At 72.5% G+C, this 24,249-nt stretch carries 20 protein-coding genes and 1 tRNA gene; 9 read left to right on the plus strand and 12 right to left on the minus strand.

Going from position 1 to position 24,249, the window contains the following annotated elements; translation table 11 throughout:
- Both ACFQSB_RS13850 and ACFQSB_RS13855 read left to right on the plus strand, forming a co-directional pair.
- Positions 1-180, plus strand: a 180-nt coding sequence (locus tag ACFQSB_RS13850) for a hypothetical protein (RefSeq protein WP_380826767.1), incomplete at its 5' end; no start/stop codon positions are given.
- 379 nt (positions 181-559) lie between these two features.
- Positions 560-1,609 (plus strand): AI-2E family transporter, encoded by a 1,050-nt coding sequence (locus tag ACFQSB_RS13855; RefSeq protein ID WP_380826768.1) that lies wholly within the window; start codon positions 560-562, stop codon positions 1,607-1,609.
- 125 nt (positions 1,610-1,734) lie between these two features.
- Here ACFQSB_RS13855 and ACFQSB_RS13860 read toward each other — a convergent pair whose 3' ends face one another.
- The 3 genes from ACFQSB_RS13860 to ACFQSB_RS13870 all read right to left on the minus strand — a co-directional run bounded on the left by ACFQSB_RS13860 (position 1,735) and on the right by ACFQSB_RS13870 (position 6,277).
- Entirely contained in the window at positions 1,735-2,979 is a 1,245-nt protein-coding gene (locus tag ACFQSB_RS13860; RefSeq protein WP_380826769.1) for a hypothetical protein, read from the minus strand.
- 364 nt (positions 2,980-3,343) lie between these two features.
- A complete protein-coding gene (locus ACFQSB_RS13865) occupies positions 3,344-4,897 on the minus strand; it encodes a glycoside hydrolase family 18 protein (protein WP_380826770.1) in 1,554 nt (517 codons plus the stop codon).
- 12 nt (positions 4,898-4,909) lie between these two features.
- Entirely contained in the window at positions 4,910-6,277 is a 1,368-nt protein-coding gene (locus ACFQSB_RS13870; protein WP_380826772.1) for a cellulose binding domain-containing protein, read from the minus strand.
- 480 nt (positions 6,278-6,757) lie between these two features.
- Between ACFQSB_RS13870 and leuE the strand changes: the two genes are divergently transcribed.
- Entirely contained in the window at positions 6,758-7,423 is a 666-nt protein-coding gene (gene leuE, locus ACFQSB_RS13875) for a leucine efflux protein LeuE (RefSeq protein ID WP_380826773.1), read from the plus strand.
- Between the two features lie 34 nt (positions 7,424-7,457).
- On the opposite strand, the gene ACFQSB_RS13880 is transcribed toward leuE, so the two are convergent.
- Complete coding sequence (locus ACFQSB_RS13880; RefSeq protein ID WP_380826775.1) at positions 7,458-7,799, minus strand: luciferase domain-containing protein; 342 nt, start codon at positions 7,797-7,799, stop codon at positions 7,458-7,460.
- Between the two features lie 275 nt (positions 7,800-8,074).
- Here ACFQSB_RS13880 and ACFQSB_RS13885 point away from each other — a divergent pair, with 275 nt between their 5' ends.
- From ACFQSB_RS13885 to ACFQSB_RS13895, 3 genes are all read left to right on the plus strand, one after another.
- Positions 8,075-8,725 (plus strand): VC0807 family protein, encoded by a 651-nt coding sequence (locus tag ACFQSB_RS13885; RefSeq protein WP_354842338.1) that lies wholly within the window; start codon positions 8,075-8,077, stop codon positions 8,723-8,725.
- A gap of 194 nt (positions 8,726-8,919) precedes the next feature.
- Entirely contained in the window at positions 8,920-9,639 is a 720-nt protein-coding gene (locus ACFQSB_RS13890; RefSeq protein ID WP_380826776.1) for an SDR family oxidoreductase, read from the plus strand.
- Positions 9,640-9,772: 133 nt separating this feature from the next.
- Complete coding sequence (locus ACFQSB_RS13895) at positions 9,773-12,445, plus strand: PEP/pyruvate-binding domain-containing protein (protein ID WP_380826778.1); 2,673 nt, start codon at positions 9,773-9,775, stop codon at positions 12,443-12,445.
- Positions 12,446-12,794: 349 nt separating this feature from the next.
- Here ACFQSB_RS13895 and ACFQSB_RS13900 read toward each other — a convergent pair whose 3' ends face one another.
- Positions 12,795-13,706, minus strand: a complete 912-nt coding sequence (locus tag ACFQSB_RS13900; protein ID WP_354842331.1) for a TIGR03564 family F420-dependent LLM class oxidoreductase — start codon at positions 13,704-13,706, stop codon at positions 12,795-12,797.
- A gap of 164 nt (positions 13,707-13,870) precedes the next feature.
- On the opposite strand from ACFQSB_RS13900, the gene ACFQSB_RS13905 reads away from it, so the two are divergent.
- Positions 13,871-14,305 (plus strand): hypothetical protein, encoded by a 435-nt coding sequence (locus ACFQSB_RS13905; protein WP_380826780.1) that lies wholly within the window; start codon positions 13,871-13,873, stop codon positions 14,303-14,305.
- An 85-nt stretch (positions 14,306-14,390) separates the two neighbouring features.
- On the opposite strand, the gene ACFQSB_RS13910 is transcribed toward ACFQSB_RS13905, so the two are convergent.
- From ACFQSB_RS13910 to ACFQSB_RS13920, 3 genes are all read right to left on the minus strand, one after another.
- A complete protein-coding gene (locus ACFQSB_RS13910) occupies positions 14,391-15,290 on the minus strand; it encodes a sugar phosphate isomerase/epimerase family protein (RefSeq protein WP_380826781.1) in 900 nt (299 codons plus the stop codon).
- Positions 15,287-16,435, minus strand: coding sequence for a dihydrodipicolinate synthase family protein (locus tag ACFQSB_RS13915; RefSeq protein ID WP_380826782.1), 1,149 nt, complete (start codon positions 16,433-16,435; stop codon positions 15,287-15,289). The genes ACFQSB_RS13910 and ACFQSB_RS13915 overlap by 4 nt, the downstream gene beginning before the upstream one ends.
- A gap of 181 nt (positions 16,436-16,616) precedes the next feature.
- A complete protein-coding gene (locus ACFQSB_RS13920; protein WP_380826783.1) occupies positions 16,617-17,768 on the minus strand; it encodes a Gfo/Idh/MocA family protein in 1,152 nt (383 codons plus the stop codon).
- A 201-nt stretch (positions 17,769-17,969) separates the two neighbouring features.
- Between ACFQSB_RS13920 and ACFQSB_RS13925 the strand changes: the two genes are divergently transcribed.
- Together ACFQSB_RS13925 and ACFQSB_RS13930 are read left to right on the plus strand one after the other, a co-directional pair.
- Positions 17,970-18,043, plus strand: a tRNA-Met gene (locus ACFQSB_RS13925).
- A 376-nt stretch (positions 18,044-18,419) separates the two neighbouring features.
- Positions 18,420-20,135: an IlvD/Edd family dehydratase gene (locus tag ACFQSB_RS13930; RefSeq protein WP_380826785.1), complete on the plus strand. Its 1,716-nt coding sequence runs from the start codon at positions 18,420-18,422 to the stop codon at positions 20,133-20,135.
- Between the two features lie 98 nt (positions 20,136-20,233).
- Here the strand turns inward: ACFQSB_RS13930 and ACFQSB_RS13935 are convergent, their stop codons facing one another.
- The 4 genes from ACFQSB_RS13935 to ACFQSB_RS13950 form a co-directional block, all read right to left on the minus strand.
- Entirely contained in the window at positions 20,234-21,307 is a 1,074-nt protein-coding gene (locus ACFQSB_RS13935; protein WP_380826787.1) for a zinc-dependent alcohol dehydrogenase, read from the minus strand.
- A gap of 92 nt (positions 21,308-21,399) precedes the next feature.
- Complete coding sequence (locus ACFQSB_RS13940; protein WP_380826788.1) at positions 21,400-22,413, minus strand: zinc-dependent alcohol dehydrogenase; 1,014 nt, start codon at positions 22,411-22,413, stop codon at positions 21,400-21,402.
- A gap of 80 nt (positions 22,414-22,493) precedes the next feature.
- On the minus strand, positions 22,494-23,282 hold the full coding sequence (locus tag ACFQSB_RS13945) for an IclR family transcriptional regulator (protein ID WP_380826789.1): 789 nt from the start codon (positions 23,280-23,282) through the stop codon (positions 22,494-22,496).
- A 26-nt stretch (positions 23,283-23,308) separates the two neighbouring features.
- Positions 23,309-24,247, minus strand: coding sequence for a ribonuclease Z (locus ACFQSB_RS13950; protein WP_380826790.1), 939 nt, complete (start codon positions 24,245-24,247; stop codon positions 23,309-23,311).
- Positions 24,248-24,249: the final 2 nt, after the last annotated feature.

A 24,249-nucleotide genomic window follows, 5' to 3' on the forward strand; every position in this document is an offset into this window, starting at 1 on the left:
ACCAAAGGAACCATCCCCGCGACCACGAAAGCCACGGAAGACGGGAAAATGCATATTCATGCACTGGCTTTTAACACACTGTTGAGTTCTCAAGAAACGGACGCGTACACCACCGGAAACCAGACCCACCAAGGACCCGACCCCCGACTGGGGCGTTCATTTCGTATGCCTTCATTTTAGCCGATCCGGTCGACCGGAACCAAATCGCGCCGTTACCGGCACTTGACTCCCGCCACCCGAACCAACGAGCATTCAGGCCGCCCCGTCTCCAGGGCAACCCCTCTAACTTACACACTCTGTCGTAGTGACGCAAGCGCCTCTGCGAAGATTTTTTCGAGGGGTACCGACATGCGCTCCCGCCAGCGCCCAGGCCGCAACCACTCGAGGTGGTGGGCTTGGTTGGTGGCCGGGCGATGCCGACGACAAAAGATTAGCACCGTCCGCGCGTCCCTCGATCCAATACAGGCAACGTTCGAGTAGAACCTTTCGGCCCACGGGGCAAGACCAGTACAACAAGCGGTAGGACCGAGGATCACGAACCGGATCGAGGCTGACCACCGTGAGCGAGCGAAGTACCCCCCGGGCGCTGGTCATGCTGCTGGTGGCGGCCTCGGCCGTCGTCGTGCTGGCCGGCATCAAGGCCGTCAACACCATCCTCGGCCCCATCGTGCTCGCCCTGGTCCTGGTCGTGGCGGTCGCCCCGATCAGGGGGTGGCTCGTCCGCAGGCGCGCGCCGAGCTGGCTGGTCGTCGCCGTGCCGTTCTCGGTGGTCATCGTGGTCCTGCTCGGCATGGTGGCGATCCTCACCACCGCCGTCGTCCAGATGGCGGCGCTGCTGCCGGGCTACTCGGGTCAGTTCAACAAGCTGGTGGCCGACGCCCAGGCGTGGGCGGGCGCGCGCGGCATCGCGCCACAGGTGAACCAGGCGCTGCGGTCCCTTGATCCGGGCAAGATGTTGGGGATCGCGCAGAGCCTGGTGTCCAGCGTGCTCGGAGTGGTTTCGAGCCTGTTCCTCATCGTCGTGCTGCTGCTGGCGATGAGCCTGGACGCACCGGTCACCTCCCGGATCATCGCGGCCGCCGCGGCGGAGCGGCCGGCGATCACCAAGGCGCTCACGACGTTCGCCGACAGGACCCGGCGTTACCTGCTCGTCTCCACGATCTTCGGTCTGATCTGCGCCGCGCTGGACGTGGTCGCGTTGTACGTGCTGAGCGTGCCGCTTCCCTTGCTTTGGGGCGTGCTGGCGTTGATCACCAACTACATCCCGAACATCGGGTTCGTCATCGGGCTGGTGCCGCCGGCCCTGTTGGCGCTCCTGACGGGCGGTCTGCAGAGCATGATCCTGGTGATCGTGGCCTACATGGTGATCAACATCGTGGTCCAGTCGTTCATCCAGCCGAAGTTCCTCGGCGACGCCGTCGGGTTGAGCACCACGGTGACATTCCTGTCGCTGATCCTCTGGGCGACGGTGCTGGGACCGCTGGGAGCGCTTCTGGCCATCCCGCTCACTCTGCTGACCCGTGCCCTGTTCATCGACAGCGATCCGGGGCTCAAGTGGTCGACCGCCCTGGTGTCCGGCGAGCTGCCCGCGAACCGGCCGGGGTCGTGACCCGGCCGGGGTCGTGACCCGGCAGGAATGGACGCCGGCCGCGCGTCAGGACAGGCGTCCACGCGTCTCGCGAGCGTCCGCGATCGCGAAGGCGCACGCGGATCATGCCGGAGAGCGAGCCCGCCTCAGGCCGAGGCTCCGACCGCCGTGCGGGGGACTCCCTCGCTCGTCGCGAGCGTGGAGCTCCCGTGCCTGCGGCCCCAGGGCATGGCGGCGATGAGGAGGGGAAGCAGCACCGCCGAGCTCATCGCCCACGGTGAGTGCAGGTTCCACCAGCGCACGTCGTTGAACTGGGTCAGGTAGAGATAGCCGACGGCCGCCCACGTGGAGGTGCCGATGATGACCGGCCAGGCGAACCGCGTCGGACGGGCGACGAGGAACGGCATGAACCACATGAGGTACTGCGCGCCCAGCCGCGGGGTGACGACCATGAACGCGAGCAGCAGCGCCGTGGTCAGGTCGACGGGGTCGGCGCGGCGCCACAGGAAGCCGACGACGAGCAGCGTGCCGTAGATGGCCCACTGGCCGTAGCGGGCGAGGTCGGCGTTCAAAGTCCAGTCGCCGCCGACCACGAGCGCGGTCCATCCCCACTCGCCGATGATGGGACGCACGTCGCCGATGGTCTGGATCACCTTGGGGAGCTGGGCGAGGGACGTACCCGCGCCGATGGGCAGCGTGACCAGGAAGAAGATCGGCGCCACGCCGGTGGCGAAGAAGGCGTAGATGCGCGAGCGCAGGTCGGGCAGGAACAGCAGCATGCCGGGGACCAACCAGATCGGCCAGCTCTTGGCGCACAGCGCGAGGCCCATGAGCAGGCCGGCGACGATCGCGTTGCGGACGGGCCTGGACGTCCTGGCGTTCCTGGCGACGATGAAGGCCGCGACGCCGAACATCAGGGAGACCGGCTCGACCTGGCCGTGCACCGCGGCCACCAGGATCGCGAGCGGGTTGCAGGCGTACTGGAAGGCGCGCAGGCGGGCGTCCTTGCCGCCGGCGAGCCTGCCGACCAGGGGGATCAGGATGATGTCGGCGACCACGGTGACCAGGCGGCCGGCGACCTCCCACGGGATGTGCATCCACAGCAGTAAGCCGTACACGTACGGGATCGTGGGAAGGAAGTGCCAGCCGCCGTCGCTCTCGAGCACGGGGTCCCGGTGGGCCAAGATCGCCTGGCCCGCCGGTTGGAAGCTCTTCATGAAGTCCACGGGCTGCCAGACGGACTTCACGGCCAAGATCATGATCAGGACGCGCACCCCGACGCCGACGGCGAGCGTGACGGCCGGCGACGGTCTCCAGCCCTTCCATTGGGCGACGATCGCGAGCACGACACCTGAGACGAGGACGCACCCCGTGAGAATTGCGTTGTCCATGACGCTCACTAGCCTGCCGGAACACAACCCATACCGACCACTCGGGTGTGAAAATTGCCACCATCTATCCAGAATTGTTCACACAAAGAAGTGTTTTGACTCCTATGGGTGACGATCATGCGCTAAGTGTGCATTAGATCGGTCCACGGAGGCGGGCCGTCGAGCACACGCGCAGGTCACGGACGAGGTGTCCAGGGACGGCGAGGAGACGGCGGGCGGCCCTCTCCGAGGGACCGACGAGGAACCGAAGGCGCTGTGCGGGACGAGCGTGCGGCCCGCGGGCTCCGTGGGGGGTCGGAGCCGCGGGCCGCACGGTCCTCGGCGGCCGGTCTTCGCACTCGGCTGATCTAGGCGAGACCGCCGGTCAGAAGCCTGCGGTGATCTGCGTGAACTGCCAGTCGCTCTGGGCGATGCCGCTGCACGCCGACTGGACGCCGCCGCCCGCGCAGCCGCGGTCGCGGTTGACCGACCAGAACGCCAGACGCGCCAGCCCCTTGGACTTGGCCCAGTCGCGGATCTGGGTCCAGGTCGCGGGCGTGGTGGTCTCCTGCTGGTCGGACAGGCCGTTCATGCCGGAGATGCCCATGTGAGCGTAGGCGGTGGCGTCGGACCAGCCGAAGGCGTTCTTCAGCGCGGTCTTCAGGCCTTCGGAGGCGTTGACGGTGCTCTGGTACATGTTGGCGCCGCCGCCGAAGTCGAACGGCATGATCGTGAACACGTCGATGTTCGCGCCCAGCGCCGCCGCCTGGTTGATGAGCCGGGTGCCGTAGTACGTCGGGCCCGTGGTGCTGGTGCCGAACGTGACGATCGTCTTGATGCCGGGGTTGTTCTGCTTGACGATCTTCAGCGCGTTGAGGATGCGGTCCTGGACGGCCTCGTTCTCGAACTCGTCGCTGTTCTCGATGTCGATGTCGATGGCCTTCAGGTTGTAGGCGCTGATGACCTGCTGGTAGGCGCCGGCCAGCGCCTGGGGGGTGGAGCAGTTCGGGCCGAGCTTGTTGCCGCTCCAGCCGCCGAACGAGGGGACGATGTCGCCGCCGGCCGCCTTGATCTGCGCGATCGCCGTCGCGTCGGCGCCTCCCTGCAGCGGGCGCTGCCCGTCCCACGCCGGGGTGCAGCCGCCGCCGGACAGGACGAACGCCATGGTGAACCACTTGACCCCGGTCGCGTTCATGACCGTGGCGGGGTTCGGCGGGCTGCCCCAGCCCAGGTACAGGTAGGGGGCTCCGCTGCCGCCGGTGGGCTGCTGGCATCCGGTGGTGGTGGCGGTGACGGCCGCGCTCGCGGACGACTCGCCGACCGAGTTGTACGCCTTCACGGTGTAGGTGTGCGAGGTGCAGGAGGCGAGCGAGCCGATGGTGGCCGAGGTGCCGGTCACCGTGGCCCTGACGGTCGAGCCCTCGTACACGCGGTAGCCGGTCACGGTGCCGCTGGAGGCGGACCAGGACAGGGAGATCGACGTGCTCGACGTGCCGGTGACGGCCGGGGTGCCGGGCGTGCCGGGCGCGCCGGGGTTGGTGGTGCCGCCCGAGCAGGCGGCTCCGTTCAGCGTGCAGTTGAGCGGGGCGCCGAAGTTGCCTGGGCTGCCGTTGAAGCCGAAGGTCGTGCTGGCGCCGGCGGCCAGGGTCGGGGCCCAGCTCGGGTTGGTGAAGGTGTAGTGCTGGCCGCTCCTGGTCATCACCGCGTCCCACGCGGTGGTGACGGAGTAGCCGGAGGGCAGGTCGAAGGCGACGGTCCAGCCGTTCAGCGGGCTGGAGGTGCCGTTGGTGACGGTGTACTTGCCCTCGAAGCCGCTCCCCCAGTCCTGCGGCTTGGTGAAGGTCGCGGTGGCCGAGGCCGCCGAGGCGGGGGCCGTCGTCACCACCAGTACGGCGCCGGCGGCGAGCAGTGCCGCGACGCATAAGCGGATCAGGCGCATCGGATCGTCCTTTCAGCCGGTGAAGGCCTTGAAGATGGTGGTGAACTCGTAGGCCGACTGGCTGACGCCGCTGCAGGTGGGCGAGAGGGTGCCGTTCGGGCAGCCGCCGTTGTCGCGGCCGGCCGACCAGAAGCCGATCCGGCCGACGTGGTTGGCCTGGGCGTAGGACAGCAGCTTGCGCGCGTCCGCCTGCGTGGTGGTCTGGCCGGTGTCGTTCTTGCCGATCATCGGGGTGAGGCCGAGCAGCCGCTTGAGCTGCGCATCCGTCTTCGAGGGCCAGATCGTCCGCATCTGCCCGAGCGTCGCGTTGGCCGCGGACACCATGGCGTCGCCCCAGGCGCCGGAGTAGCCGAAGTCCATCAGCATCGGGTTGACCAGCACGTTCAGCCCGCGCGCCGCGGCGTCCTGGAGGATCTGGACCGAGAACGGGTCCATGCCGTAGTCCTGGCCCTGGATGCGGAGGGTGTAGCTGATCACCGTGCCGCGTTCGGCCTGCAGTTGCCTGAGCGCCGAGTTGACCTTGGCGGTGTCGATGGACGCCTCGATGTCGACGTCCAGGTGGTTGGTGCCGACGGTGTCCAGCACCTTCTTGTAGGCCGCCAGCAGTTGCGCCGTGGTGCCGCAGCTGTGTTCCAGGTACGGGCCGACGGCGCCGCCCGTGGCGACGATCACCTGGCCGCCCCGCGCCTGCAGTCCGCGGACGTCGTTGATGACGCGCGAGTCGTTCAGCGGGATGGTGCCGCCCCAGGCGGGGTTGCAGCCGGTGCTGTCGCCGAGGGCGAAGGCGAGGGTGTAGTTCTTCACCCCGGTCGCGGTGGCCGCGCTGACCAGCGACGGCGTGGTCATCGTGATGTCGATGTAGGGGGCGAGGAGGATCGCGCCGGTCGGCGGCGGGGTCACGGTCGGGGTCGGCGTGGGCGTCGGGGTGGGCGTGCGAGTGGGAGTGGGAGTCGGTCCGGGCGGCGTGGGCGTCGGGCTGGGGGTGGTGCCGCCGCCGCAGGACGCGCCGTTGACCTTGCAGTTCAGCGGCGCTCCGGGCCCCGCGCCGACGAACCCGAACGAGGCGGAGGCGCCGGGCGCCAGGGATCCGTTGTACTCGCGGTTCCTGAAGGTGTAGTGGCCGCCGGACTGGTTCATCAGGGCGTCCCAGTAGGTGCCGACGGTGGTGCCGGACGGCAGGTCGAACTCCACGGTCCAGCCGTTGACGGTGCTCGCGGTGCCGTTGGCGACGGTGTACTTGGCCTCGAAGCCCGACCCCCAGTCGGAGGTCTTGACGAAGGTGGCGCTCACCGAGGCGGCCTGCGCGCCCGGTGGCGCGAGCACCGCGACGGCGATGCTCGCCAGGGCTGTGAGGACGAGCAGGGGCAAGGTGCGTCGCATGATCGCTCCCATGCTGCGAAAGGCGGGCGTCGCGCGTCCCGGGCGCGGGACGCGAGGGGGGTGAGAGGGAGGATGGGCGCTGGCTCACTGGATGTCCGCAGCTCATGGGGCATCGGCACTGGAGGGGGCAGGGGCGCGGACGGCTGCAGGTCGCCAATACTTTTAGGAAAGTTTCCTAAGAGTTGTCGCGATCGTAGCTCCGGCGCAGGCCGCTCACAAGGCCCAAACGACGAGGTTTTCTCCCAGGCAGGGCGGCTTTGACAGCCGGATCACACTGGTCTACCCGCCTGCCTGGAGACATACGGTCACCCCGCCGCGGCGGCCCGGCCCGGATTCGCCATGCCCGGCGCGACGACGGCGGTCACGTTCCTCCGGACGCGCAGCGGCCCAGGGCGCCGGGCCGGTGTCGTGGCAGATGGCTCGCGTTAACGGGGTGAACGTGGGGTTTGCGGCGGTATAGCGTGTCACTTCCCTGCGTACATGGAGTTCGGCGGCATGTTCTTCGGCATCACCAATATCTGGGCCTACGTGATCGGGGCCTTTCTGATCATTCTTCTTCCCGGTCCCAACTCGCTGTACGTCCTGACGGTGGGGGCGCGGCGCGGCGTGCGCACCGGGTACCGCGCGGCCGGCGGGGTGTTCGTGGGCGACACGGTGCTGATGGTGCTGTCGGCGGCCGGGGTCGCCTCGCTGCTGCGGTCCACGCCGATGCTGTTCAACGTGGTCAAGTACGCCGGCGCGGCCTACCTCGCGTGGCTGGGCTTCAACATGATCCGCGCCGCCGTGCGGTCGTGGCGGGGCAAGGACGAGCCGGGCGGGCAGGCGGAGGCGGCGCCCGACCTCGCCGACCCGTTCAGGAAGGCCCTCACGATCAGCCTGCTCAACCCCAAGGCGATCTTGTTCTTCATCTCGTTCTTCGTGCAGTTCGTCGACCCGCATTACGGCGCGCCGGCGCTGTCATTCCTGATCTTGGGCGCGATCTGCCAATTCTTCAGCGTCATCTACCTGTCCACGCTGATTTTCGGCGGGGTGTACCTGGCCACCCAGTTCCGGCGGCGGCGCAGGCTCTCGGCCGGCCTCACCTCCGGCGTGGGGGCGCTCTTCCTCGCCTTCGGCGCCCGGCTGGCGACCTCCAGCCTCGGCTGACGGCCGCCGCTCGCGCGGCCGCCGGCCGACCCGCTCAGTCGTCGTTGACCTTCAGCGCGACGCTGACCAGTGACAGGAACAGCTCGGCGTCGGTGCGGTCCGCGATCTCGACACGGATCCAGCCGGTGCCGTGACCTGGTGTGACACGATGGGAGTCGGCGAGCACCCGGGCCCATCGGTCGACGAGGGAGGCGGTGAGCAGCAGCTCGGCAGTGTGGTCGCCGCGCATGCGGATGATCTCGCGGCCGCGCGCGCGGAAGCGGATGGCCTTGCGAGAGTGGCTGACCGCGAGGTCGGGCCAACGGGTCAGCTCGACGGCGACGTCGGCCACGCAATCGGCGGACGGGGGGACATGCGTGCGTGAGAGCACTGCCATGACTTCATGCTCCCGAACCGCTCGCCATCCGGAAACCCTCCGTTCCCGAACCGTTATCCAATGTTCAACCACCTCATGAAGGGTGTACTGCCCGAAGCTCAGTAATGATCGGATTAAACGATCATTACCAACATATGTACGCCTTACCTGGACATTGTGTACCGTGAGCCACTAATGACTACAATTCGGCGTTTCGGTCGCGTTTCGGCGAACACATCCCAGGGTAGGCGTCGAAGCTTTAGCGTCGTTCCCCGAACGTCCTCCCTGGGAGAAGCATGAACGCTCCACACTTCACCCTCCCGAGGATCACCGCACTGCTCCGGCAGGCCGTGCCGCGGCTCCTCGAAGGCGTCGTCGCCCCGCTCGCCGTGTTCTACACCGCCCTGGCCGTGCTCGGCCTGGACGGGGCGCTGGTGGCGGCGGTGAGCTGGGTGTACGCCGGGGTGCTGTGGCGGGTCGTCCGCCGCCGGCCCGTCCCCGGCACGATGTTGCTGGCGGCGATCGCCATCACCGCGCGGGCGGCGCTGGGCTGGTGGACGGGAAGTGCCGTCGTCTACTTCCTTCAGCCCGAACTGGGCACGATCTGCATCAGCATGGCCTTCCTCGCCTCGGTCCGCCTGAACAGGCCACTGGTCCAGAAGCTCACCCTGGACTACATCCACCTTCCCTCGGCCGTGCTGCGGCACGAGCGGGTGCGGCGCTTCTTCGCCCGCATCACGCTGCTGTGGGCGTTCGTGCTGCTGGCCAACTCCGCGGTCAGCATCTGGCTGCTCCTGCACCAGTCGATCGGCACCTACCTCCTGGTGCGCACGTCGGTGGTCGCGGCCATCAGCGGCGTCGCGGTCGGCGTCTCGATCTACGCCTTCCGCCGGGTGCTGCACCGCCTGCACGCCGACGCGCCCGCCCCGGCCATCACCGCCGGCTAGACCGGACGGCCGTCCGCCGGCGCGGACGGCCGCTGCCACTGGCGACTCCTCTCCCCCGCCCGACGTGACGCTCCCGATGCGATGGACCGGAAGCGATCCGGGATATCCGCACGTCTCGGCCCTAGGCGACATGTGCGCGAATGTGCGCCGATGGGCAAAGATGAGGGCATTTCCTGTGCGGAGAGGACGGAATCATGGGATGCGCACTCGTCACCGGGGCCTCGCGGGGTCTCGGCGCGGCCATCGCCGAACGGCTGGCGGCCGACGGCTGGAAGGTCGTCGTCAACTACGCCCACGACACCGCGGGCGCGACGGCGGTGGCCGGCCGCATCGGCGCGGCGGCGTACGTGGCGCGGTTCGACGTCACCGACGAGGAGGAGGTCGCGCGCGGCGTCGAGGACGTCCGCGAGCGGGTCGGCCCGATCGGCGTCGTGGTGAACAACGCGACCGGCCCGCAGCCGATGATGCCGATCGAGAAGCAGACCTGGCAGGACCACCTCGACCAGCTCCGGTTCTTCGTCAAGGCGCCTCTGCTGCTCCTGCACGCCGTGCTGCCCGACTTCAAGGCCGCCGGTGAGGGGCGCGTCGTCAACATCGGCAGCGAGGTGGCCGATCTGGGCAACGCCGACTTCGCGCACTACGTGTCGGCCAAGGCGGCCATGCACGGCCTGACCCGCTCGTGGGCCCGCGAGCTCGGACCGCTCGGCATCACCGTCAACACCGTGGAACCGGGCTGGATCCCGGTGGAGCGCCACGCCGGCGACGACTGGAGCGACTACGAGGCGCGGCTGCCGCTGCGCCACATGGGCGTTCCCGCCGACGTCGCCGAGGCGGTCGCCTATCTGGCCTCCCCCGGCGCCCGCTTCGTCACCGGCCAGCGGCTGGCCGTCAACGGGGGCAACACCATGAGCTAGCTCCGCGTCATGACCCTTATTTCATCGGTCGTTGATTTCAACGACTGATGAGTTTATGGTGGGGTCATACGACGGACAGCGTCGCCGGAAGTGCGGGCCCCGTCCGCCCCGGCGGCTCCACAGGGAGACCGACATGCTGACCTCCGACGGTGACCGCCGGCTCGCCGGCCCGGAGCACCACCCCCTGATCCTCGGCTTCCAGGACATCGCCTCCGACGCGCTGCCGCTGGTCGGGGGCAAGGCCGCCAACCTCGGCGTGCTGACCCGGGCCGGGCTGCCCGTGCCGCCGGGGATCTGCCTGACCACCTGGGCCTACCGCCGCGTCGCCGAGGGCGCGCACCTCGGCGAGGTGCTGGACGCCCTGGCGCGCACCGCCCCCGGCGACACCGCCGCGCTGGCCGAGCTGGCCGGCCGGGCGCGCGCCGCCGTCCTGGCCGCCCCCGTGCCCGACGACATCGCCCGCGCCGTGCGGCGCGCGGCCGACGGCCCGGTGGCGGTCCGCTCGTCGGCCACCGCCGAGGACCTCCCGGACGCGAGCTTCGCCGGCCAGCAGGACACCTACCTGAACGTGGTCGGCCCCGAGGCGGTGCTGGACGCCGTCCGCCGCTGCTGGGCCTCGCTGTGGACCGACCGCGCCGTCGCCTACCGCGCGGCCAACGGCATCGACCACGCCGCCGTCCACCTGGCCGTGGTCATCCAGCGCATGGTGCAGGCCGAGGTCGCCGGGGTGATGTTCACCGCCAACCCGGTCACCGGACGGCGCCGCGAGGTGGTGATCGACGCCAGCCCCGGGCTCGGCGAGTCGGTGGTCTCCGGCGGGGTGAACCCCGACCACTTCGTGGTCGGCCCGGCCAAGAAGATCACCAAGCGGGTGCTCGGCGACAAGGCGACGGTGATCCGCTCGGTCGGGGGCGGCGGCACCGAGCAGGTCGCGCGGGAGTCCGCCGACGGTCCGTGCCTGACCGACGACCAGATCGTCGCCCTGGCCGGGCTCGGGGCCCGCGTGGAGGACCACTACGGCTCCCCGCAGGACACCGAGTGGGCGATCGACTCCTCCGGAGCGCTCTGGCTCACCCAGGCCCGGCCGATCACCACCCTGTACCCGCTGCCCGAGACGGACCCAGGCGGCCTGAGGGTGTACTTCTGCTTCAGCCTGGCGCAGGGCCTGCACCGGCCGATCACCCCGATGGGCGTCTCGGCCTTCCGCACGCTGGCCGGCTCGGTCATCGCCACTCTTTTCGGCCCGCGCACCGGCCCCCTCCCGCTCACGGAGCCGGGCATGCGCCTGTTCGGGGACGTCACCGGCGTCATGCGCAGCCGGGTGGGCCGGGCCGTCGTGCCCCGGCTGCTGGACGTCATGGAGGCGCGGTCGGCGGTCGTGCTGCGGAGCCTGTTCGACGACCCGCGGCTGAGCGTGACCCACCGTTCGCCGCTGCCCGCGGTGCGCCGGGTCTGGCGCGTCGCCGCCCGCTATCGCACACCGGTGCGCATCGTGCAGGCGCTGCGCGACCCGCGCAGCGCGCGGCGGCGCATGGCGTGGGTCGTCGAGCGCCTGCGCGAGCGGCTGGCGCTGTCGCCGGACGCCACCCCCGAGCAGCGGCTCGACCACGTGGAACACTGCCTCGGCACCCAGGTGGTGCCGATGATCCCGCACATCGTGCCCTTCCCGGCCGCCGGGTTTCTGATGATGGCCCTGGCCGCCCGCCTGCTCCGCGGGCGCGGCAGGCCCGGCGAGCTGCCGACCGTGCTGCGAGGACTGCCGCACAACGTCACCACCGAGATGGACCTGGCCCTGTGGCACGCGGCCTCGCGCATCCGCGCCGACGCCGCCTCGGCCCGCGCGCTGGCCGGCCCGGCCCTGCCGCAGGGCGAACTGCCGCCCGTGCTGCGCGCGGAGCTGGACGGCTTCCTGGCCCGCTACGGCCACCGGGCCGTCGCCGAGATCGACGTGGGCATGCCCCGCTGGGCGGACGACCCGTCGCACGTGCTGGGCGTGCTCGCCAACTACCTGCGGCTGGACGACCCATCCCTGGCCCCCGACGAGCAGTTCGCCCGGGGGGCGCGCGAGGCGGAGGAGATGATCGGCACGCTGGCCCGCCGGGTGGGCGGCCTGCGCGGACGCGTCGTGCGCTTCGCCCTGGGACGCACCCGCGAGCTGGCGGGCTACCGGGAGATGCCCAAGTTCTGCTTCATCGTGGCCCTCGGCGAGATGCGCGGGCACCTGGCGGCGGTCGGGAAGGAACTGGCCGGGCGCGGGCTGCTGGAGGAGCCGGACGACGTGTTCATGCTGAGCATCGCCGAGGCGCGGGCCGGGCTCGGCGGCGCCGACCAGCGCGCGCTCGTCCGCACGCGCCGCGCGACCTACGAGCGGGAGCTGCGGCGGCGGCACATTCCCCGTGTCATGCTCTCCGACGGCACCGAGCCGGAGGCGGTGGGGGCCGCGGCGCCCGTCGAGGGCGCCATGACCGGCACTCCCGCCTCCCCCGGCACGGTGACCGGCAAGGCGCGGGTCATCCTCGACCCGGTGGGCGCCCACCTGTCGCCCGGCGAGATCCTGGTCGCGCCCTCCACCGACCCCGGCTGGACGCCGCTGTTCCTGACGGCGGGCGGCCTGGTGATGGAGATGGGCGGCTCGAACTCCCACGGCGCGGTGGTGGCCCGCGAGTACGGCATCCCGGCGGTCGTCGGAGTGCCGGACGCCACCTCGCGGGTCGCCACCGGGGACGAGATCACCGTGGACGGCACCACCGGCGCCGTCACCCTGGCCGCGTCCCCGGCCGCGTCCCCGGCCCGACCGCCCGCCTGACCGCTCGACCGATCACCTGACCGCCCGCCCGTCGCCGCTGGTGCGCTGTCCACGAACGTGCACCGGCTCGGGCGCCGTAGCAGGCGCCGGCATCGCCGCACCACGACCCGCCGACCCGGCGCCGATCACTACAGCCCGTGGCCGGGGATGGAGAGCCGCACCCGGCGCACGTACGCGGTCACCGCACCAGGCGCGGCCCGGGGCGGAGAGACGCGCCCGGCGAACGCACGCGGTCACCGCACCAGGCGCGGCCCGGGGCGGAGAGACGCGCCCGGCGAACGCACGCGGTCACCGCACCAGGCGCGGCCCGGGGCGGAGAGACGCGCCTGGCGAACGTACGCGGTCACCGCTAGGTGAGCAGGCTTGTGAGCAGGCGCCGGGTGCGCGCGGCGTCCTCGCCCGTGACGAAGGTGGCGGCGGCGAAGTCGGTCACCCCGAGCGCGGCGAGGTCGGCGATCTGGGCGGCGACCTCGTCCTCCTCGCCGATGATCGCCACGTCGCCGGGGCCGGCCGCGCCCTCCCGGTCGAGCATCGCGCGGTAGGAGGGCAGTTGGCCGTAGATGGAGAAGACCTTCGAGGCGCGCTCCCTGGCGGCGTCCCGGTCGCCGGTGACGGCGACCGGGAGCGCGCACACGACGCGCGGGGCGGGGCGTCCCGCCTCCGCCGCGGCCCCGGTGATGGCCGGGACGACGTGGTCGGCGATGGTCTTGGGCCCGGTCATCCACAGGATCGTGCCGTCGGCCGTCTCCCCCGCCAGGCGCAGCATGCGGGGCGCGAGCGCGGCGATCAGCAGGGGCACCCCCTCCCGGGCGCGCGGAGTGCCCAGTTCGACGTGGGCCCGGAGCGTCTCGCCGTCGACGTCGGCCCGCTCACCGCGCAGCAGGGGGGCCAGCACCGCGAGGTACTCGCGCATGTGGCGCGCCGGCTTGTCGTAGCTGTAGCCGTACATGTCCTCGATGACGACCCGGTGCGACAGCCCGACGCCGAGCGCGAGCCTGCCGCCGAGGGCCAGGTCGGCGGTGAGGGCCTGCTGTGCCAGGACGGCCGGGTGGCGCGGGTAGGTCGGCACGACGGCGGTGCCGAGCTCGATGCCGGGGACGCGGGCGCCCGCGGCCGCGAGCGCGGTCAGCGCGTCGAGCCCGAAGATGTTGGAGACCCACGCCGAGGCGAACCCGTCGGCGGCGGCGCCGGCGATGCGCTCCTCCAGCTTGACGATCGCGTCCGGCCCCGAGGGCTCGTTGAGGTACAACCCGATGCGCATCCGTCCGTCCCGTCCACTCACCATACCGAATGAAATTCTGTTCGTGTGCGGGTTCATGGTACGCAACCGCGCGCCGTCCGCGAACGCACACGCGGGCGCGCGTCCACGGCCGCCGGGCGGACGCCCGCGCCGCGCGCCGGAGGATGATCGGTAGAGTGGCGGGGATGCGGGGTGTCCTGGCGTGCGGTCTGGTCCTGCTGCTGGCCTGCGCCTGCGGCGGCCCCGAGCCGTCCTTCGAGCAGGCCGCGCGTTTCCTGCGCGACGACGGCGCCGCGCTGAGCCGGCTCTCGCTGCCGGGCAAGACCACGGCCTTCACCCGCGAGACGACCGGCTGCCCGGCGGGCACCGCCCGCAGCGTCTACAAACTCACCGGCGACCTGCCCGCCGAGCCTGACGCCCACGCCATGGCGACGGTCACCGCCATCCTCGCCTCCGATCTCCATCGCATGGGCTACCAGGAGGGCGACAACCCGCAGGAGCGGTTCGGCGTGAACGTCAGCACGATGAAGAAGGAGTCGCTCGGCATCGTGGTCACCGTCATCGTGCGCTCGGGCCGGCCGAACGTCGAGGTCACCGGCACGACGGCCTGCGCCTCCTGACCGGAGGTACCGCCGGGCGGCTCCGTAGCGCTCCGTCCGGCTCCGCCGGTGCGGGCGACACCGCCGGGCGCACCGGGGGCGTGCTCTACAGGACCTCGGTGACGTAGCGGCGGATCAGCGTGGCGATCACCTCGTGGCCGTCGGCGTCCCACACGTCCGCGTTGAAGATCTCCACCTCGACGAACCCGGTGTACCCCGCCGCGTCGACGGCGGCGCGCAGCGGGCGGAAGTCGATCACGCCGTCGCCCATCATCCCCCGGCCGAGCAGCGGATCCGCGGGCAGCGGCACCAGGTAGTCGCAGACCTGGAACGCCGCGATGCGCGGGCCGGCCCGCGCGACCTGCGACAGCACCTCCGGATCCCACCAGACGTGGAAGGTGTCGACCACCACGCCGACCGCCTCGGCGGGCCAGCGGGCGGCCAGGTCGACGGCCTGGCCGAGCGTCGAGAGCACGGCGCGGTCGGCGCAGTACATCGGGTGCAGCGGCTCCAGGGCCAGCCGCACGCCCGCCCGCACCGCGTACGGCACCAGTTCCTCCAGCACGGCGGCCACCCGGTCGCGCGCGCCGGCCAGGTCGCGGGACCCGGCCGGCAGCCCGCCGACGACCATGACCAGGCAGCCGGCGCCCAGGGTGGCGGCCTCGTCGATGGCACGGCGGTTGTCCTCGAGCGCGCGGGAGGCGCCGGCGGGGTCGGCGGCGGTCAGGAAGCCGCCCCGGCACAGCGACGACACCTGGAGCCCGGCGTCGCGGACCAGCCGGGCGGTCGCGGCCAGGCCGTGCTCGGCGACCTGCTCGCGCCACAGGCCGATCGCCGGCACGCCGAAGCGCGCGCAGCCCGCGACCGCCTCGGCGACGCCCCACCGGCGGGTCGTCCACTGGTTGAGGGACAGCCGGGTGAGCCGCGGATCGCCCGGCGGCGGCGTCCGGACCGTCGCCGGGCGCCCGGACGGCACGTCCACGGCGGGGCCGTGGCGCGCGCTCACGCCGCCACCCCGGCCGTGGCGAGCAGGGCGCGCATGCGGGCCTGCGCCAGTCCGGGATCGGGCAGCAGGCCGGCCCGTCCGGCCAGCCGGAACACCTCGGAGAGGTGGACGATCGAACGGGCGGACTGCGCCCCGCCGACCATGGTGAACGCGTCCTGGTGCCCGGCCACCCAGGCGAGGAACACGATGCCCGTCTTGTAGTGGTAGGTCGGCGTCTCGAACAGCTTGCGGGACAGCGGGACGGTCGGCTCCAGCAGTTCCCGGTAGCGGGCGGCGTCGCCGGCGTCCAGCGCCTGGAGGGCGGCCGACGCCACGGGGGCGATCGGGTCGAAGACGCCGAGCAGGGCGTCACTGCCGGACTCGATGAGCGGTGAGTAGTCGAAGTCGTCGCCGGTGTAGAGCCGCACGCCCGCCGGGAGGGCCGCGCGCAGCCGCACCTCGCGCTCGGCGTCCAGCAGCGAGACCTTGACTCCGTCGACGCGGCCGGCGTGCTCGTGGACCAGCGTGAGCAGCGCGTCGGTGGCGGCGTCCAGGTCGCGCGAGCCCCAGTATCCGGCGAGCGACGGGTCGAACATCTCGCCCAGCCAGTGCAGGATGGCCGGCCGGTCCACCTCCGCCAGGAGCCTGCCGTAGACGGCGTGGTAGTCGCCGGGCGTGCGCGCGACCGCGGCGAGCTGCCTGCTGGCCATGAGGATCACCCGGGCCCCGGCCGCCTGGACGGTCTCCACCTGCTCGCCGTACGCCTTCAGCACCTCCTCGCACGTGGCGGCCCGCGGCGCGTGGTCGGTGCCGGCCCCGCAGGCGACGAGCTCCGCCGGGTCGCCGAACCGCGCCGCCTCGGCCGCGGTGCGCCGGATCAGCTCGCGGGTCGCCGGCCAGTCCAGGCCCGTGTTGCGCTGCGCGGTGTCCATGGCGTCGGCCACGCGCATGCCGTAGGACCACAGGTGGCGGCGGAAGCGCAGCGTGGCCTCCCAGTCGACCCGCGCGGGGGCGCCCGGGGTGTTGTCGCCGAGCGGGTCGGCGACGACGTGCGCGGCGGCGTAGACCACGCGGGAGCGCGGCGGCCCCGGCGGGAGCGGCCACGCGGCGGGCGGGCCCGGCTCGTACGGCTCCAGCGTCCCCTCGGCGGTGGGCAGCAGGATCATCGAGCCCCTTCCCCTACGGACGGCGGCACGGCGCGGGACGGCGGGGACCCGGCGCGGGTACGCGAAGGCACAGGGGCGGACCTCCGGGGCACGCCGCAGGTTCGCGCGGACACGAGGTCGGACCACCATGGCGCGGGGCCGGACCACGCAGGCACGGGGCCGGACCACGAAGGCTTGGCGGTCACAACACGAGCTCCGGCAGCTCGACGCGGCGGCCCTCCGCCGAGGACCGCAGGCCCGACTCGGCGAGCTGCACGCCCCGCGCGCCGGACAGGAAGTCGTAGGGGAAGGGGGTGTCCTCCACCACCGATCGCACGAACATCTCCCACTGCGCCTTGAAGCCGTTGCCGAACTCCTCGTTGTCCGGGACCTCCTGCCAGTCGTCGCGGAAACGGTGGGCGACCGGCACGTCGGGGTTCCACACCGGTTTGGGGGTGACGGCGCGGTGCTGGACGCGGCAGCCGCGCAGCCCGGCGACGGCGCTGCCCTCGGTGCCGTCCACCTGGAACCGCACCAGCTCGTCGCGGTCGACCCGGACGCACCAGGAGGAGTTGATCTGCGCGACCACGCCGCCGGCCAGCTCGAAGATGCCGTAGGCGGCGTCGTCGGCCGTGGCGCGGTAGGCGCGGCCCGCCTCGTCGACGCGTTCGGGGATGTGGGTGGCCACCCGTGCGGTGACCGCCTCCACCCGGCCGAACAGGTTCTCAAGGACGTAGGACCAGTGGCAGAACATGTCCAGGGTGATGCCGCCGCCGTCCTCGGCGCGGTAGTTCCACGACGGGCGCTGGGCGGGCTGCCAGTCGCCTTCGAACACCCAGTAGCCGAACTCGCCGCGCACCGACAGCACGCGCCCGAAGAAGCCCCCGTCCAGCAGCCGCCTGAGCTTGAGCAGGCCCGGCAGGAACAGCTTGTCCTGGACGACGCCGCCCCGCACCCCGGCACGCGCGGCCAGCCGGGCCAGCTCGACGGCCTCCTGCGTCGTCGCCGCCGTCGGCTTCTCGGTGTAGACGTGCTTGCCGGCCTCGATCGCCCGGGTGATGGCCGCCACCCGCGCCGGGGTGACCTGTGCGTCGAAGTACACCTCGTTGTCCGGGTCGCGCAGCGCGCCCGCGAGGTCGGTGGTCCAGCTCTTGAGGTTGTGCCGCTCGCAGATCTCGCGCAGCTTGGCCGCGCTGCGGCCGGCCAGCACCGGTTCCAGCAGCACCCGGTCACCACCGGACAGGGCGACGCCGCCCTCGTCGTTGATGGCCAGGATCGAGCGGACCAGGTGCTGGCGGTACCCCATGCGGCCGGTGACGCCGTTCAGCACGACGCCCAGGGACCGTGTCGTCACCCCGAACCCTCCTTGCCTCTTCAACGGTAGGAGAAGGCGCTGCCGGCATCGATGCGGGTCAAGGCTGCGGAAAGCGCTTTCCATGGCACCTTAGATTCCCGTTCCCGGATGGTCAAGAACGCCGCCGCGCCCTCGACCGCCGTGGACGCCGCCGGTTTCGGTTTGCGCGGATCGAGATCGGCGGTATCGTAGAGGAACCGACGCGGGGTGGAGCAGCTCGGTAGCTCGCTGGGCTCATAACCCAGAGGTCGCAGGTTCAAATCCTGCCCCCGCTACAAAGAGAAGGCCCTGGACGACCGGCACGCCGGCGACCAGGGCCTTCGTCGTTCCCGCCCTCCCGCCGGCCACCGCGCCTTCCCTCTGAGGGGCCTGCTCGTGACCGCGCCGGTCGCCCACCGGTCCACGCCCGGCCGGCGGTCCGGCCTCGGCGGCAGGCCGGGCAGCGCGGACTCTTCCCCGTCTCCAAGACCTGCCGTCACGTCCGATGAGGCGCCTTTTGGTCGCACGTCCCCGCCCACTCCGTCATGCGCACACGCGCCACCGTGCGTGCGGTCGTCGTGGCGTCCGGCGGGGTGCCGCGCGGCGGGGCTGGAAGCTACGATGAGCCTGTTCCGCATATCAAACTTAAGTTCCACATATTGGAATAGGGCGATGGCTGATCTTCGCAGTGCACAGTGGTACGCCGGAAACGACCGCAATGCCTACATCCACCGCGCCTGGATGCGCCGAGGCGTGCCCGGCACCGCGTTCGAGGGGCGGCCGCAGATCGCGATCGCCAACTCCGCCTCCGACCTGACCCCGTGCAACAGCCACCTCAACGAGGTGGCCGAGAGCGTCAAGCAGGGCATCTGGGAGGCCGGCGGCGTGCCGCTCAACCTGCCGGTGGTGTCGCTCGGCGAGACGCAGGTGCGCCCCACCGCGATGCTGTGGCGGAACATGGCGGCGATGGCCACCGAGGAGATGCTGCGCGCCAACCCGATCGACGGGGTGGTGCTGCTCGGCGGCTGCGACAAGACCATCCCGTCGCTGCTGATGGCCGCGGCCTCGGTGGACCTGCCGGCGGTGGTGGTGCCCGGCGGTCCCATGCTGACCGGCACCTTCCGCGGAGTGCCGCTGGGCTGCGGCACCGACGTGTGGCGGCTGAGCGAGGAGGTGCGCGCCGGCACGCTGTCGGAGCAGGCGTTCATGGACTCCGAATCCTCGATGATCCGCAGCCGCGGGCACTGCAACACGATGGGCACCGCCTCCACCATGGGCCTGCTCGCCGAGGTCCTCGGCACCACCCTTCCGGGCACCGCCGGCCTGCCCGCCCCCGACAGCCGGCTGCTGGCCCGCGCGCACGAGACCGGCCGCCTGATCGTGGAGATGGTCGCCGAGGAGCGCCGGCCCAGCCGGGTGCTGAGCAGCGGTTCGTTCCGCAACGCGATCATCGCGCTGGCCGCGCTGGGCGGGTCCACCAACGCCGTGGTGCACCTGCTGGCGATCGCCGGCCGCCTCGGCATCCCGCTCACCCTGGACGACTTCGACGAGGTGGGCGCCGGCGTGCCGCTGCTGGTGGACCTCCAGCCCGCCGGACGGCACCTGATGGAGGACCTGCACCGCGCGGGCGGCCTGCACGCCGTGCTGCGGGAGGTGGTGGACCTGCTGGACCAGGACGCCCTCACCGTCACCGGCCGGCCGCTGGTCGACTACCTGCCCGAGGCGCAGATCTGGGACCGCGAGGTCATCCGCGGCCGCGGCGAGCCGTTGCAGGGCGAGGCCGGCATCGCCGTGCTCCGCGGCAACCTCGCCCCGCAGGGGGCCATCATCAAGCCGGCCGCCGCCTCCCCCCACCTGCTCCGCCACCGGGGGCGGGCCGTCGTCTTCGACTCCATCGAGGACTTCCACGCGCGCATCGATGATCCCGAGTTGGACGTGGACGCCGACTCGGTGCTGGTGCTGCGCGGATGCGGGCCGAAGGGGTACCCGGGCATGCCGGAGGTGTCCAACATGCCGCTGCCCGCCAAGCTCCTCAAGGAGGGCGTGCGCGACATGGTGCGCGTGTGCGACGGGCGGATGAGCGGCACCGCGTACGGCACGGTGGTGCTGCACGTCGCCCCCGAGGCGGCCGCCGGAGGTCCGCTGGCCCGCGTCCGCACCGGCGACTGGGTCACCCTCGACGTGGAGGCCAGGCGCATCGACATCGACGTGCCGCAGGAGGAGCTCGACGCCCGGGCGCCGTCGCAGGCGATGACCGACGGCCTGGCCCGGCCGCGCCGCGGCTGGGAGGAGCTGTACGTGCGCACGGTGATGGGCGCCGACACCGGCGCCGACCAGGACTTCCTGCTCGGGTCCAGCGGCCACGAGGTCTCCCGCGAGTCGCACTGACCCCTGGCCCGCCCCGCTCCGCCCCGTCACCGGGGCGGGGCGGCCGGGCGGCCGGAGAAGGTCACCGGGTGCCGGGGGAGCCGTTGGGGAGCCCGGCCTCAGCCGGAGGGGTGGACCAGGACCTTGCTCGCCTTCAGTGTGCCGTCGGCCAGCGCGCGGAAGGTGCCGGGCGCCTGCTCCAGGCCGACGCGGCCCTCGATCAGCGGTTCCAGCTCCGCGGCGTGCGCGCCCGCCCACGCGGCGGTGTCACGGAACTCGGCCTCGCCGTAGGCGAAGCTGCCGATGACGGTGCGCTCCTCGGTGCTCACCGCGTACGCGGAGATCTCCACGCGCGGCGCCGCCATGCCGACCAGGACGACGCGCGCGCCGAGCGCGGAGACCTCGAAGGCGGCCTGCAGGGTGCGCGCCGACCCCACCGCGTCGATGACCACGTCGGCCGCCCCGCCGAGAGCGGCGACGACGCCCCCGGCGGACGGGATGGCCGGGTCATCGGTCGCGGACGGCGCGACAGGCGACGACACGGCGGCGGACGGCCCGGCCGGGTCGATGGCGGCGAAGCCCAGGCGGGTCAGCAGGGCGCGGCGGGCGGGGTCCAGTTCGCCGACCACGACGCCCGGGTTGCCGGCGCGGCGGGCGGCCAGGGCCACGGCCTGCCCGATCGGGCCGCCGCCGACCACGTACACCCTGTCCTGCGGTCGGAGGGCGGCGCGGCGCACGGCATGGTGGCCGACCGCGAGGGGCTCGACCAGCCCTCCGATCTCGGCCGGGACGCCTTCGGGCAGCGGGACGAGGTTGCGGGCGGGAGCGACCATGCGCTCGGCGAAGGCCGCGCTGATCTCCCGCCCGACACCGATCACCCGCCGGTCCGGGCAGCGCTGCGGCGTCCCGGCGGCGCAGGCGGCGCAGCCCCCGCAGCCGATCACCGGATTGACGGTGACCAGGGTGCCCGGACGGTGGGCACCCGTGCGGTCGCGCAGGACCCTGCCGACCGTCTCGTGCCCCATCACCTGCCCGGGGTGCCTGCGCCCGTTCTCGCCGGTGTAGCCGTGCAGGTCGGAGCCGCAGATGCCGGTGGCGACGATCTCCAGCAGCGCGTCGCCGGGGCCGGGGACGGGTTCGGGGCGGTCCTCGACCGTCATCTCCCATGGCCCGTGGAACACCAGTGCGCGCATGTCTCCTCCTTCAGGTCAGGACGTGGCCGCCGTCACGCGTCCACGTACCGGGCACGACGTGGTCACCGTCACGCGTGCGCGGCGGGGCCCGGTCACCGGCGGGGGTCCACATGGACCTTGGGGGCGGGGGCCCACCCGGGCGGGCGGTGTCCGGCGAGCACGCCGGAGACCTCCTCCAGGGGCACGGTCGCGGCCACCAGCGGGCGCGGGTCCACCGCGCCCGAGGCGTACAGCTCGATCGTCTCGGCCATGCCGCCGAAGCCGCTGAGCACCCCGACGGCGGTGACGTCCTTCAGCGCGACGGCCCTGCTGTCGACCAGGCTCGCCCCGGAGGACAGGCCGATGAACACCACCCGCCGCCCCGGTTCGACCAGGTCCACGGCGAGCGCGGGCAGCGCTGGAGCGCCTGAGGCGTCGATCACGGCGTCGAAGCGCAGGCGGGGCAGCGTCTCGCGGGTCCAGACGTGCGCGAAGCCGAGGGAGCGGGCGAAGTCCAGGGACGGGGCGGCGAGGCCGAGCAGGTGCACCTCGGCGCCCCGGGCGGCGGCGATCTGGGCGGCGAGCAGGCCGATCGTGCCCGGGCCCATGACCAGCAGCCGCTCCCCCGGCTCCAGCGCCGCGCCGCGGACGGCGCGCAGCGCGTTGCCGCCCGGCTCGGCGAGCGCGCCGAGCGCCGGGTCCATGCCGTCGGGCAGGGGGTGCAGCGCCGTCACCGGCACGGGCAGCCTCTCGGCGAGGGCGCCGGGCCATCCGTTGCGGATGCCGACCTCGTACCGGTCGGCGCACACGTGGCGGCGTCCGCTCGCGCACCGGTCGCAGCGCCCGCAGCCGAGCATGGTGTCGCCGGTGACCCTGCGGCCGAGCCAGGACGGCTCGACGCCGTCGCCGAGGACGCGCACGACGCCGCACCATTCGTGGCCGATGCGGACGGGGTAGCGGGCCTGGCCGTTGTGCAGGTAGGACATGTGGCCGGTGAGGAACTCCATGTCGGTGCCGCACACTCCGGCCCGTTCGACCTCGACGACCACCTCGCCGGGGCGCGGCTCGGGCGGCGCGACGTCACGCACGGCGGACGCGCCGGGACCGGTGACGACGAAGGCGCGCATCTCTCACCGCCCCGGCGTGGCCCGCGGGCCTGGACGGCGCCCACGATGGCGGCGGGACGGTGCCTTGGGGCGGCCGGGGGTCATCGCGGGGTCTCGTGTTCGGCGACCATCGCGCGGATGGCGGGCACCTGCTCGACCAGCCGGCTGAGGGACGTGCGGTAGGCGGGCGCCGAGACGCTGACCGCGCCGCTCGGCACGGTCGGGGAGGTCAGGAAGGCGGGGACGGCGACGCAGACGATGCCGGGCTCGTTCTCCTGGTCGTCGATGGCGTACCCCCGCTCGCGGGTGGCGCGCAGTTCGGCGGCCAGCGCCCGCGCGGTGGTGACGGTGTTGCCGGTGCGACGCTCGAGTGACCGCCCGCCGGCCCAGGCGGCGACGACGGCGTCGTCGGGCAGCGCGTGGGACAGGAGCATCTTGCCCACGGCGGTGCAGTGGGCGGGGTTGCGCCCGCCGACCGTGGAGGTCAGCTTGACGGCGCCGAGCGGCGGGTCGGCCTTGGACCGGTAGACGACCGTGGCGCCGTCCAGGATGGCGTAGTGCGCGGTCTCGCCGTAGCGCTCGGCCAGGGAGTGCAGCACAGGCCCGACGCGGACGTGGTCGGGGCGCGCCTCGTGGTGGGCGAAGGCCAGGCGGAGGAACTCGTCGCCCAGCACGTAGTGGCCGCGGCCGTTCCTGGTGGCGAAGCCGAAGCGCGCCAGCGAGGCCAGCGCGCGGTGGACCGTGGGCTTGGGGCTCGCGGCCGCGCGGGCCATCTCCTCGAGCGTGACGCCGTCGGGGTGGCGGGCCAGCTCGGCGAGGATGGCGAGCACGCGGCCGGCGCCGACGAGGCGTCCGGCGTCCTCGCCCGTCGTGTCGCCGTCGTCCACCACGTTCCACATGGTAGACCACTATTTCACTATTTGGAACTCAGGTCGCCGGCTCGGCGGCGGGACGGCACGGGGACGCGGGTGAGGTCCTCGGCGACGACGATCTCGCCGGCGAAGTGGCGGGCCGCCTGGGCGCCGAACAGCGCGGGGTCGCTGTAGCGCTGGGAGAAGTGGGTGAGCACCAGGCGCCGCACCCCGCACTCACGGGCCACGCGACCGGCCTCGCCCGCCGTGAGGTGGCCGAAGTCGCGGGCCAGGCGGGCGTCCTGGTCCAGGAACGTCGACTCGATCACCAGCAGGTCGGCGCCGTCGGCCAGGGCGAACACCCCCTCGCACAGCCGGGTGTCCATGACGAAGGCGAACCGCTGGCCCGGCCGGGGCACGCTGACCTCCTCCAGCGTGACCGTGCGCCCGCCGGCGCGGAGCGAGCCCTCGCGCTGCAGCTCGCCCACGCGCGGGCCGGAGATGCCGTGCCGGCGCAGCCGTTCGGGCAGCATCCGGCACCCGTCCGGCTCGACCAGCCGGTACCCGAACGCGGGCACCGGGTGGTCCAGGGGATGGGCCTCCAGACGGCCGGACCGGTCCGCCGCGATCACGCCCGGCGACACGACCGGCTGCGCGATCACCGTGGCGGTCTCGTGGTAGGAACTGGCGTGGCGCAGCCGGGCGAAGTAGTCGGCGCCCGACGCGGGGAAGTGGGCGTACACCGGGTGCGGGACGCGGTCCAGGGACATGCGCTGGATCACGCCGGGCACCCCGAGGCAGTGGTCGCCGTGGAAGTGGCTGATCAGGATGCGGTTCACGTCGGTCGCGGCGACCCCCGCCATGATCATCTGGCGCTGGGTGCCCTCGCCCGGGTCGAACAGCAGGCCCACGCCGTCCCAGCGCAGCAGGTAGCCGTTGTGGTTGCGGCGCCGGGTGGGCGTCTGGCTGCCCGTCCCGAGCACGACGAGTTCGCGCGAGGACACCG

Source organism: Sphaerisporangium rhizosphaerae (genome assembly GCF_042665155.1).
In the GTDB taxonomy this organism is placed as follows: Bacteria; Actinomycetota; Actinomycetes; order Streptosporangiales; family Streptosporangiaceae; genus Sphaerisporangium; species Sphaerisporangium rhizosphaerae.